The 11,451-nt window shown below is 50.9% G+C and carries 7 protein-coding genes, 2 tRNA genes and 1 CRISPR repeat array (1 of these 10 cut by a window edge); of the genes, 6 read left to right on the forward strand and 3 right to left on the reverse strand.

Annotated elements, in window-relative coordinates:
* Positions 1-242: a CRISPR direct-repeat array (repeat unit 37 nt; unit sequence CAAGCATATCAGGGGTAAATAAGAACTGAATCCCAGC) (it extends 315 nt beyond the left edge of the window).
* 441 nt (positions 243-683) lie between these two features.
* Positions 684-4,241 (forward strand): CAP domain-containing protein, encoded by a 3,558-nt coding sequence (locus EFB02_RS02210; RefSeq protein ID WP_122819970.1) that lies wholly within the window; start codon positions 684-686, stop codon positions 4,239-4,241.
* Between the two features lie 131 nt (positions 4,242-4,372).
* Here the strand turns inward: EFB02_RS02210 and EFB02_RS02215 are convergent, their stop codons facing one another.
* Positions 4,373-5,155 (reverse strand): DUF4352 domain-containing protein, encoded by a 783-nt coding sequence (locus EFB02_RS02215; protein ID WP_122819972.1) that lies wholly within the window; start codon positions 5,153-5,155, stop codon positions 4,373-4,375.
* A gap of 377 nt (positions 5,156-5,532) precedes the next feature.
* On the opposite strand from EFB02_RS02215, the gene EFB02_RS02220 reads away from it, so the two are divergent.
* Together EFB02_RS02220 and EFB02_RS02225 are read left to right on the forward strand one after the other, a co-directional pair.
* Positions 5,533-6,375 (forward strand): ABC transporter ATP-binding protein, encoded by an 843-nt coding sequence (locus tag EFB02_RS02220; protein WP_122819974.1) that lies wholly within the window; start codon positions 5,533-5,535, stop codon positions 6,373-6,375.
* Entirely contained in the window at positions 6,360-8,063 is a 1,704-nt protein-coding gene (locus EFB02_RS02225) for a hypothetical protein (RefSeq protein ID WP_122819976.1), read from the forward strand. Before EFB02_RS02220 ends, EFB02_RS02225 begins: the two co-directional genes overlap by 16 nt.
* 168 nt (positions 8,064-8,231) lie before the next feature.
* Here EFB02_RS02225 and EFB02_RS02230 read toward each other — a convergent pair.
* Positions 8,232-8,322, reverse strand: a tRNA-Ser gene (locus EFB02_RS02230).
* A gap of 219 nt (positions 8,323-8,541) precedes the next feature.
* Between EFB02_RS02230 and EFB02_RS02235 the strand changes: the two genes are divergently transcribed.
* The 3 genes from EFB02_RS02235 (at position 8,542) to EFB02_RS02245 (ending at position 11,127) form a co-directional block, all read left to right on the forward strand.
* The gene (locus EFB02_RS02235; protein ID WP_234992699.1) at positions 8,542-9,294 is read left to right on the forward strand and encodes an AzlC family ABC transporter permease; all 753 of its coding nucleotides are present in this window, start codon (positions 8,542-8,544) and stop codon (positions 9,292-9,294) included.
* Position 9,295: 1 nt separating this feature from the next.
* On the forward strand, positions 9,296-9,628 hold the full coding sequence (locus EFB02_RS02240; protein ID WP_160115353.1) for a branched-chain amino acid transporter permease: 333 nt from the start codon (positions 9,296-9,298) through the stop codon (positions 9,626-9,628).
* A 164-nt stretch (positions 9,629-9,792) separates the two neighbouring features.
* On the forward strand, positions 9,793-11,127 hold the full coding sequence (locus EFB02_RS02245; RefSeq protein ID WP_122819980.1) for an MFS transporter: 1,335 nt from the start codon (positions 9,793-9,795) through the stop codon (positions 11,125-11,127).
* Positions 11,128-11,211: 84 nt separating this feature from the next.
* Here EFB02_RS02245 and EFB02_RS02250 read toward each other — a convergent pair.
* Positions 11,212-11,284 (reverse strand) — tRNA-Arg (locus EFB02_RS02250).
* Positions 11,285-11,451: the final 167 nt, after the last annotated feature.

Genomic DNA, 11,451 nt, shown 5'->3' on the forward strand with positions numbered 1-11,451 from the left:
TATATTCCTGGCAAGCATATCAGGGGTAAATAAGAACTGAATCCCAGCGTACCTCTGAGTAGTAGCAGGAGACGACAAGCATATCAGGGGTAAATAAGAACTGAATCCCAGCTATCCAGCCTTTACCTACCCAGTCACCACAAGCATATCAGGGGTAAATAAGAACTGAATCCCAGCCTCCGCTGAGTATTCGGCGGCTACATGGCAAGCATATCAGGGGTAAATAAGAACTGAATCCCAACAGAAATCGCGGGGGATTCCGAGTCAGAAATGACAATTACTGATCCCACCTTGATTAAGGTTTATCAGGCGTTATTGACACCGATAGAACGGATAAGTGATTAGACCGAGGGGTAAAAGAGGGTCGTAACCAAGGTTAGATCTGGCAGGCAATCGGTGAGAATATTGATATGAATCGGCAAGATGCAATGAAAAATTTCGCTGCCTAAGTAACTTACTGGCCCGTGATGTGGAGCCGCTAGGAAGGGGAAGTGGGGCGGCGGAGACTCTTGTCGCCTCCGCGGTGCTCGTGCGACTTACGTCCGGTGGGGGACGCTAATCAATCTGATAGAGTTCTAACCGTCTGTTCAGGTGACTCTAATCACCGCTGGCGGACGCTCCATTTTTCAAAGTTGAGGGTTGAGATAGGTCATTGAGGGGTGACCTGAAGGAGAAATAGCGTAATGAAGCAGCATGCCAAAAAACTGACGGCCACCGGATTTGCCTTAGCCTTGGCGGGGGTTCTACCAGCTACAGGGATTGCGCAAGCCGCGCCCGAGCCTACCGAACCCACTAATCCTGCGGATAGTCAGCAACAAAACCAGCAGCCGAATCCGAAACAAAAATCAGCAAAGCAGCTAGAGGAAGCCAAGAAAGCGGCACAGGACAGCGCTGCGACGGCCGCCAAGGCCGATAGGGAAGCAAAGGAAGCCTCACAAGCGGCAGCTACAGCTGCAAAAGAATCCGGGGAAAAGTCTGCTGCCAGTGAAAAAGCGAAGAAAGACGCCCTCAACGCTCTAGTTAAAGCACAGAAAGATAGTGCGGACGCAGTCACGGATGCGAAAGTTCTCCTCAAAAAGGCAAATGAGAATAAAACCGCTGCCGATGTCGCCGCAAAGGCAGCAGGAGAAACCTTGGCTCAAGCTGAGCAAGCTAAAGCTGTGGCCGATAAAGCAGTTGCGGATAATCCTGCTCCCGATGCCGAACAGTTACAGGCCGCTAAAGATAAGGTAGCGAAAGCTGAGAAAGCTAAGCAGGCAGCAGAAGCTAAGCAGGCAGAGGCGCAAAAGGCGCTAGCAGGGGCACAAGAGAAGGCGGAGGCCGCGGAAAAGCAATTACAGGCCGCCAAAGATGCTCAGACGAAAGCCGATACCGCGAAGCAGGCTGCAGAAGCCGATGTTAATGTCAAGCAGCAAAAAGTTGAGCAGCTACAGAAAAAAGTCGCTGACTTGGCCGAGGGTGAGTCAGCGGCGTTGCAAGAACAAATAAAAGCCGCCCAAGAAGCCTTGGATAAAGCCAAGGGCGAGTTGACCGCCGCCAAAGAGTTAGCTGCTCAATGGCAAACTGAGGTAGAGGAAGCTCAGAAAACAGCTACTGCTGCGCAAGGTGAGTTCGAGGCGAAACAAGCTACTGTCGAACAGCTAAAGAAAGATAAGGGTGCGGCGGAACAGGCAGTAAAGGATGCCAGCGAGCAGATAAAACTAGCCCAGGGGGAGCAGGCGCAAGCCGAGGCTTCACTAGCTGCTCGCCGAGGTGAAACAGCGGCAGCTAAGAAGGCTGCAGATGAGGCTAAAACCGCGCAAGCACGGGCAGGAGAGAATCTGGCAAAGGCGCGTGAGGCAAAAGAGCAGGCTGATGCAGCGGTAAAGGCTGCAGAAACAGAAGTAGCAAACGCGAAAAAAGCGGTGGACGAAGCCGCAGAAAAGTTCAACCAAGGTAGCTTCGGGTTCTTTAAAGCCATGGGCTCGCAAGCAGCTATCGACATCCTAAATAACGCTCAGTATGCTAGCTACACCAAAAAAGGCGATCCCAATGACGCCACTTCACTGGAAAATATGAAAGTTACTTTCAAGTGGATTCGGGAAGCAAATCGGTTGAGAGCTTTAGAAGGGCTAGCCCCTTTGAAAGTCACTGATTTGCTGACGGCCATGGCACAATCGAATGCCAACTGGTCTGATACTAATATGGATCATTCTAGGCAGCCTCATAAAGACCCGGATGCCCTGATGATAGGGGAAAATCTATCCTGGGGTGCAGGAGATGGAGCCTATTTTGCGAATCCCTTTGGTGATCAAACCAATTCTGGAAAAGAAATAAAGAAAGATGAAGGCGACGGATTCCAGTATGTGATTTGCTACTTCGATGGTTCATTCTGCACGGCTGATGGCTGGTATTGGGGAGAGAAGCGAAACTACGATTCTCAAAAAGCCGGTGAAACATGGAATGGGAAGAAAAATACGGGAGTAACTGGGCATTACGAAAACCTGATAGAAGATTTCAATGTAACTGGTTATGCTGCAAGTACTGATCCTAATGGTCAATATAAGCCCACGCACAGTCAAGTTTTCGCGAAGCAAGAAACATATACTACCGGTAAAGCGTATACCGTTGATGAATACGAAAAACGGTTCTTGGATTACTACAACTCGGTGACTCCGGAGGGTGCCAAGAAGAACCTAGAGGCTGCGGAAGCGAAGCTGGCAGACTTGCAGGCTAAGGCGAAAACTGCGGACGAAAAAGTTACTAGTGCCGAAAAGGATGCAGCCTCCGCTCAGACAGAAACTGAAGCCAAGGATGCACTATGGCAAACCGCACAGCACCAAGAAGCTGACGCCGCAGCAGCTATCGAAACCGCCCGGCAAAAGGTAACGGAGGCGGAAAACAAGAAGACAGCTGCCGAGGGTGAGGTAAGAGAAAAAGAACAGGCATTGCAGGCTGCTGCTGCCGCCGCTACTGCCGCTGAGGGCGCCCTCACCAATGCGAAAGCCGAAGTAACTGCCGCGCAGCAAGCCCTAGAAGGGGCGCAGCAGGATGTCAAGGAAAAAGAAGCTGCGCAAACGGAAAAACAGCAAGCGCTAGACGGGCTTACGGTTGGTGACGCCTTGGCCGCGGCACAAAAAGAATTAACGCAGGCGCAGCAGGAACTAACCGCTGCGAATGAGAAAGCCCAAGCAGCTGCCACCCAGCTGGGAAAGGCAACACAAGCGCAGCAACAAGCTCAGGAAGCTAAAACGGCAGCAGATGAGGCTCAGGAACAAGCGGCGCGTGAAAACCAGCAGGTAACGGAAACGGTCAGCCAGGCTGAAAATGAGCGTGCTAACGCACAACAGCAATTAAATCCTCTAGCTGAGCAGCAGATAGCCCACGATCAGTTGGTAGCTAAGGCTGCGAAGACAGCCCAAGACTTGCAACAGGCCAAAGCTATTGCCGATAAAGCCAGCGAAGACTTGCGAGTAGTAACCAAAGTTGCCGTCGACCTACAAAATGAGCTGAACGCCAAACAAGCTTTGGCGAAGAAACTGAATGATATTAAGGGGGAGCAGGCTTTGATAGCCGGGCTTACCGCTGGGGATAGCGACCTAGATAATCTGGGATTGCCCGCCCTCTTTAACGCCTATCCAGATACTGTTACTGCCGCTCAGCATGCGCAGCAAGAAGCAAAACGGTTAGCGGAAATAGCTGAGCGTGCGCAGAAACTGCAGCAGAAGACCGCCGAGGAAAATCAGCAGGCTCAAGCCAAACTGGCGGTTGCCCAAACAGAATACGCTCTTTACCATCAGGTTCAAGCTGTCGCTGCCATCAACCAGGCAACTTCTTTCGCACCTGGGGATACAATGCAGGTGCATTTCACGGGATTCAGTCCCGGGAGCATGAACCGGGTAGTCATGCATTCAACTGTGGTTGACCTCGGAGTTCATATGGCGGTAGGGAAAGGTGAATTCATCGTTCCCGTCAGGATCCCAGGTGAACTGGGTGCCCACACCATTACCGCCACCAATGAATGGGGAGAGAGTGCTAGCTTCAAATTTAAAGTAGTCGAAAAACTACCGGAAAAGTCCAGCGGTAAGAAAGTAATCAAATCTGTCGTGATTGAAGACGCTAACACTGGGAAACCGGCTACCGGAGAGCAAATGCCCGTTACCGGGGTATCTGCGAGTTCCTTGGTGGCATTGAACTCCCTAGCGGTAATCACTGGAGTGGGACTGGTAGCTGTTAGCCGCCGTCGTACCCAAGAGGTCTAGGAAGCCAAACCTCCCTAAGCAATTAAAGGTTGTCCCCGGGCTTAATAAGCCCGGGGACAACCTTTACTCAATTAGCTAACCGGAAAATAGGTAGCTAAAAAATGAGAGAAAAAATAGTTTAAATTAAGAACCTATTTGAGTAGCCAGGTAGCCGCGGCTTCTTTATCTATGATGTTTCCAAAGTAGGAAATGCTAGCAGCATCAGGTTTGACCGCAACAAATCCCGTCACTGTTCCGGCGGCTTTTAAGGTTCCACTGCCCAGCGGTTCTTCATCCAGGAAAGGAATTTCTGTATCTTCCATATTTCCGGAATCCGATGTTTGCTTCCAGTCAAACTGGTTGTAATCTATCGGTTCAGAGCCGGTATTTTTGTAGGTAACTGTCACAAGAAGATATTTTTTATCAGCCTGATCAGTCTTTTCCGCTTTGGAATCTACTGATACCTGTAAACCATTGTCCAAAGTAACCGCTTTCCCGATGGCAAGCTTGCTGTTATCTGCCTTCTGATCATCTTTCTTGGAATCACCGGCAGCGGCTTTTTGACTCGTGCTAACAACCTTGGAACCGGAATCCAGGTCTTTCGAAACCTCGTCAAGAGCTTTTGCGAACACCCACTGCGTGAAAAGAACAATTACAATGGCTACAACGTTAATTACTACTGCAGTAATCGTTAAACCTTTTCCGCCCGCTTTACCCTTGCGGATAGACAGGATAGCGATGATTCCTAGGATAAGCCCGATAAGAGCTAATTGGAATGCGAAGTTATTGAGAATCGGAATCCAGGAACCGATTATTGCAATAATTCCAAGCACCAGAGCAACGATTGCTAATCCTGAGGCTTTCGTGGGAACGGGAGAGGGCTGAGTATTTTGCCCTTGAATATCGGGTGGCGTTTGAGGCTGAATATCAGACATGATTACTTACTTTCCATAGATGCGGACACTAAAAGAATCTGCAGGATTCTATGGTTAATCCGAACCCTACAAATCATTACCTGAAAGATGAGAATAACGCGGCTGTATTGCCAAAAACGGGTCAATAATTCTCCGAATTATCTTCACTGTTCATTAAATCTGATTCTAGCGGGGGGGATTCTGTCAAGTTAATAGTCAGATGGATTCTAAAAGATTTCTGGTGACCATAAAGGACTGCTATACCCCCCCCTAAAAGGAAGGTGGCTGCTGGAAGGTGAGGTGGTCCCAAAACGGAATAGGGCGTAAAGGAGGCTCGCCCCTGCCCCTAGAAAATGGGTGTCGCACAGTTGGCGAATGGGGGGTGTTAGTCTTTACTCATGGAACATGAACTCCCCAAACCTAACCCCAAACCTAAGCTGGATTCACCAGAAAAACCGGAGAGGCCCGTACCAGAACCCGCGGGGGTAGTTAATGCGATAGATGCTCAGGACGTGGTGAAACTCTACGGCAATAACCTTGCCTTAGACCATCTTTATCTGCAAATACCGGCTGGCTCATTTTTCGGGCTGGTAGGTCCTAATGGGGCTGGAAAATCCACGTTTCTGTCTATCGCTACCGGTATTTTAGAACCTGATAAAGGCACAGTTTTCATTAATGGCATCAGTATGTGGGATGAACCCGTAGCAGCAAAGGGAGCGTTGGGGGTATTACCTGATGGGATGCATATGTTTGACCGTCTCAGCGGGATTGAACACTTAACATTTGTCGCTCAGCTGCGCGGTCTTGATAAACAGACTGCAATTCAGCGCTCCCGTTCACTTTTGCAAACATTTGAACTGCCGCTAGATAAAAAGAAAACGATAAGCGAATACTCAACCGGTATGCGCAAGAAAATCGGTTTAGCTTTAGCGCTGGTCACCTCCCCGCGCCTAGTGGTTTTGGACGAACCTTTTGAAGCGGTCGATCCGGTTTCGGCAAACACCCTACAACAAGTGTTAAAAGAATATGTGAAGCGAGGGGGAACAGTAGTGTTATCTTCCCACGTGATGGCGACCGTGGAATCATTATGTACCCATGTGGCAGTGATTAATCAGGGTCGTATTCTGGTGTCCGGAACCACCGAAGAAGTCGCGGCAGGGCAAGACCTGAACTCGCGCTTCCTACAGTTGGTAGGGGGACATCAGCAATGCGAAGGAGACCTGTCATGGTTGGGACGCTAATCCGGTTAAACCTGCGTTTGCAAACCAAACAGTTCACTAAACAGTGGTGGCGAATAGTCCTCGGTGTCCTAGCTATCATCTACGTGGCATTTATATTACTTGGGGTGGCAATCGGCTTTTGGCAAGCAGGTCGCGCGGGGCTTACCGCTCCGATTCAAATCTATTACGCGCTGCTTATCGTCCTGATTTGGATGATGATGGTATCGGCATCGGTAGCTGGTGAACAAAGCCTGACCCCCCAGGCGTTAAGCCCCTATATCGGCCCTACCCGGCGCGCAGCTTGCGGATTGCTCGCGGCTAATATCGTCAGTGTTTCCTCTTGTGTAGTTTTCGTTATCTACGAGGTGTCGCTGGCGGGGTGGCTAGCTGCCGGTAGCCTTGGTGCGAGTGTGCTTACCGTTCTAAGTGGGCTGCTAGGGGTATTTTTGATTGCAGCATTCACTCAGATATTGCAAACTCGGCTGGTGTCGCGATTAACTGCCAAGCGCGCTAGCTCTCGCCAGCTTTTTACCGGTATCGGTATGCTGGTGGTAATCGCTTTGGGATACTTGCTGGTGACTATGATTCAGCATTGGTTTGCCGATAGCGGTGGCGCAACCGCGTTTTTCCCGCTGCTGGTGCAAAAACTGACTGGAAGCACGGCGCAGATTTTTTGGTATTTCTTGGCACTTACTCCGCTTGCTCCTTTCCTGCTTGCTCCTTTCGTGATGGCTTACTTTTATTGGGGGCTGGCGCTCTCCCTCGCCTCTACCTGCTTTTATGGAATTCTAATCTTGAGGGCGTGGCCGAAGGTTTTTGCGAATGCTCTAATGGGGCGGGGGCAGGTTTTAGCGGAAGTATCCGCTGCCAAGAACTTAGATGCGTCCTTTAACGAAAATAGTGAGGACGAGTGGAGGATTCCTCTGTTAGCTCGAGTGTTACCCCTGTCGCTGGTAGGACAGATTCATTGGGCAAGAATAAGTTATTACCAGCGAAAAGACCCGCGCCAAATTATTTCCCTATCTTCGATACTGTATTTGGCAGTTATTTTTGGGATTATGTTGTGGGCAAACCATCCCTCGGGAGAAATGGTTTTTTGGGCGTTAAACGGAACTATCTTGCTGGTAGCGGTGACGGCCGCAACTGCGCTGCTGAATATGTGGTCCAATGATTCTTCCGCCTACTGGTATCAGATTATTGCCGGGGTTGCCGGTAAAACTGACAGAACCGTGCGTGTTGGGGTTCTTGCTAGCTATCAACTTCCGGTGATGGTGGCGATTACTTTGATTTTTGGTTTCGCGCTAAAAATGGACACCTCCGCAATTATGAAATCTGCCATTTTAGCCTGCTGCTACCTGTTAGTGGCTTTGGGTGCAAATTCTTTGATTTCTGCAGTGGTTACTATCCCCGGTCCGGCACCGGGACAGTCGGCTCTGCGTAATAATTCGGGCGGAAGCGGAAAATCTATGTTGGCTGCCATGGCATCCTCAATGGCGGCGTTATTGCTGTGTGCTCTCCCTTCGGGATTAATTGTGTTGGTCTGCGTCCTTTTGGATACCTCTTGGGTTTCGCTCTTGATAGCTGCCCTCATCACCGCTGCGGTGCTGGCGGGGGGAATCTACGGCGGCGGAAAACTGTTAGAACGCTTCCAGGTGCGTAATCTACGCCGAGTGATGGCGTGGCCAAAACATATATATAGCGGGGAGTAAACTAATAACGCCCAGATAGGCGTGATTTGCCGCGTATGGGGTGGCGAAATTTGGGTTAGTGCCTAAAAATCTTCGCGTAGTTTTCTGTCACTTTGGCATTAAAACTGGTGAGAAGCGCTAACAACCACCCTAAAAACTGACATAAATAGGGGTTAAAACCTGGTCTGTTGGCGGAGATGGAGGGATTCGAACCCTCGAGGGGCTATCCACCCCAACTCCCTTAGCAGGGGAGCGCACTAGGCCACTATGCGACATCTCCAATGTCAAAGCACCCCCACAGTTTAACGGACAGTCAGGGCGTGACCAAAAACATGATGCGTGCATCTGGTCACTTGCGAGCCGATAAGACCGTTATCGAAGACCACCAAGAAAGTCGGTATTGACGAAAAATAAGCATTTATATCGGATTATCTAGGAGTCTACTCATTCCCAGGGGATAAGACTGTATCCGGGTGAACAAACGGAAATACCTAACATGATGAACATGTGTAGTGACAGTCGGCCGCCTGACGCGCAAGCGCCACAGAAAAAGCCAGCATCCGCGCTGAAACAAGCCGCACGGCTAACTGGCCCGGTGGGTATGGGATACCTGCCACTGGGAATTGCATTCGGAGCATTCGCGGTCACCCAAGGATTCCCCATTTGGATGACCATAGTATCGGCTGTGATTATTTATGCCGGTTCCATGGAATTTACCGCGGTCTCCCTAATTCTAGGCGGTATTGATTTATTTCAAATCGCCCTCACCACCTTGTTCGTTAATTTTCGGCATGTGTTTTACGGTCTAAGTTTCCCGCTACGCAAAATAAAATCAGCCCCCGCCCGCATATATGCGATCCACTCCCTGACCGACGAAGCCTACGCCCTCAATGCTGCCCACTTGGCAGATAAGCGGTTAACCGGTTCGGTCGTCCTCTCAATCAACCTGCTCTGCCACCTGTACTGGGTAGGCGGGGTAACCGGGGGTGCCTTCCTCGGTAAAGCTCTGCCCTTCGATACCGATTTCCTGGGGTTCGCCCTGCCCGCCCTATTCGTAACCCTGGCAATAGATGCCTACCGACAAAGCGACTATCCTCTGCTCGGCCTAGCCGCACTAGCCTGCGGTTTAATCGGCGCAATCTGGTGCGGAAAATATATGCTTATCACTGCGCTCTCACTATTTACCGTAGTAGTTTTGCTGCATTGCACCTGGGTAATGCGCCGGAGTCCTTCTGGGAAAGGGGGCGTATAAAGTGAATCCTGCGACCTATCCCTACGCCCTGGGGGCTATCGCCGTAATCTGGGTAGTGACTTTCATTTTGCGGGCTTTCCCCTTTGTGGCGTTGCGTGGGAAAGAAGAATCACGGCTGGTTCATCTAGTGGCTACCAGCATGCCGCTAGGAGTCATGGTGATCCTGGTTGTATTTTCCTTGATGGGCATGGATTTTCGGGCGCTCAGCTCCTGGCTGCCGGCCATTGTCGGCATTTTGGTGACTGCTGCTATTCACTGGAAATGGACAAATGCAATGCTCTCTATCGTGGCTGGGGTCGCCACCTATTGGGCGTTAGGGATGTTACTTATATGAGGGCGCGTCCGGGTCAAGCAACAAAGTCAGCTCCCTACAGTTCGCCCGGAAATCCGTCCTCGCCGCCGCAGCTATGCTAAAAGCGTGGAAAGCTGCGGCCGGTATCCCAATAGGACTAGGGTGAATAAGCAGGGATATGGATTGCAAGATTTGAGGAGGAAGATTTGTCGCGCACATTTACCTCCTTCAAATACCACAACTATCGGCTCTGGTGGATGTCCAATATTTTCGCCTCCACCGGCGTGTGGATGCAGCGAGTCGCCCAAGACTGGGTGGTGCTAATGGTGCTCACCGAGCAGTCGGGCTTCGCCGTCGGCGTGGTCACCGCCTTACAGTTCCTGCCCCAATTGTTGCTGTCGATACCGGCGGGGATGGTGGCAGACCGCTTCAATCGGCGCAGAATTATCCAAATCTGTCAATGCATAGTTGCCCTGTGTGGGCTGATAACTGGGATTTTACTGCTTACCGGAGTAGCCGCTCTCTGGCAAATCTACATATTTGCCCTGGTAACTGGGGTTGCGGATTGTTTAATCTCTCCCGCGCGGCAAGCTTTCGTTTCTGAGCTGGTCTCCATGGAGGATCTACCGAATGCGGTGGGACTCAACTCGACCGCTTTTAACTCGGCACGTCTGATCGGTCCCGGTCTCGCTGGGTTCATGATCGCCGGAATTGGGCCAGGCTGGGTATTTATCGCCAACTGTGTGCTGTTTATCGTGCCAGTTTTAGGGTTGGCACTTATGGACTCCACCCGACTTTTTGGCCGAGAAAAAACTTCCCGGACTCAGGGAATGATGCGGGAAGGGTTGCGTTACGTGCAAAACCGTACCGATATTAAAGCCATCATCGCGATTCTCACGGTAGTGGGAGCCTTGGGGATGAATTTTCAACTAACCCAAGCTGTAATGGCCACCCGAGTATTCGGTAAAGGTGCAGGCGAATATGGCTTATTGGGGTCGATTATGGCAATCGGTGCCCTAGCGGGCGCCCTGCAAGCTGCTCGGCGTCGCCAGCCGCGAGTTTTTACCGTGGTGGTATCAGCCGTCCTGTTCGGGATTTTAGAGGGTGCACTCGCACTGGCTCCCACCTATGAAATCTTTGCCCTGTTGCTAATTCCCACCGGATTCGTGATGTTGAATCTGCTTACCAGTGCTAACGCCACTATTCAAGTTTCTACCCAGGAAGAAATTAGAGGGCGGGTACTGTCTATCTATTTCCTTTTCTTCCTGGGCACCACCCCGATTGGGGCGCCAATAATCGGTTGGGTGGCTGAACATTGGGGGCCGAGGTGGTCGCTAGGAGTGGGCGCCATTTCTTCGCTGCTGGTAGCAATAATAGTGGGACTTTGGCTGTGGCGGCATTGGAGAGTAGACGTTACTGTCCGTGCCTCGCGCCCCTTCTTACACATTGAAGGACCGCGAGAGCGGGCGATGCGGCGTCGCGCCGAACGCGCCGAACGGCAGCGGATTATGGATAATCAGTCGCGCGATACCGGAAACTAGGTAAATATCTCCGGGGGCTTATGTAGGTTCTAGCTGGTAAAAATAGTTTTAAATATGAGTGGGGGTAAAAATAGTACTGAACAGTGCCCCCGAGACGATTCGAACGTCCGACACCCGCTTTAGGAGAGCGGTGCTCTATCCCCTGAGCTACGAGGGCGCAAGGCGGCCGTCAGCGCCTCAGCCAGTCTAGGATAACACTGGTTAATCAGGCGCAAAACTGAAATGCGATCCACCTTGGGTTTTCTGGGGAGTGATTATTATCGTTTTCGCTCTCTTAGGGCATGGCAACCAGGGGAAACCCTCTACTTCTCGTATGCTGGCATC

Origin of the sequence: Varibaculum vaginae (genome assembly GCF_900604285.1) — a bacterium.
Classification (GTDB): Bacteria; Actinomycetota; Actinomycetes; order Actinomycetales; family Actinomycetaceae; genus Varibaculum; species Varibaculum vaginae.

Excerpts from the sequence above, each read along its gene's own strand:
- EFB02_RS02210 (WP_122819970.1), top strand. The coding sequence starts at position 684 with ATGAAGCAGCATGCCAAAAAACTGACGGCCACCGGATTTGCCTTAGCC.
- EFB02_RS02215 (WP_122819972.1), bottom strand. The coding sequence starts at position 5,155 with ATGTCTGATATTCAGCCTCAAACGCCACCCGATATTCAAGGGCAAAAT.
- EFB02_RS02220 (WP_122819974.1), top strand. The coding sequence starts at position 5,533 with ATGGAACATGAACTCCCCAAACCTAACCCCAAACCTAAGCTGGATTCA.
- EFB02_RS02225 (WP_122819976.1), top strand. The coding sequence starts at position 6,360 with ATGGTTGGGACGCTAATCCGGTTAAACCTGCGTTTGCAAACCAAACAG.
- EFB02_RS02235 (WP_234992699.1), top strand. The coding sequence starts at position 8,542 with ATGAACATGTGTAGTGACAGTCGGCCGCCTGACGCGCAAGCGCCACAG.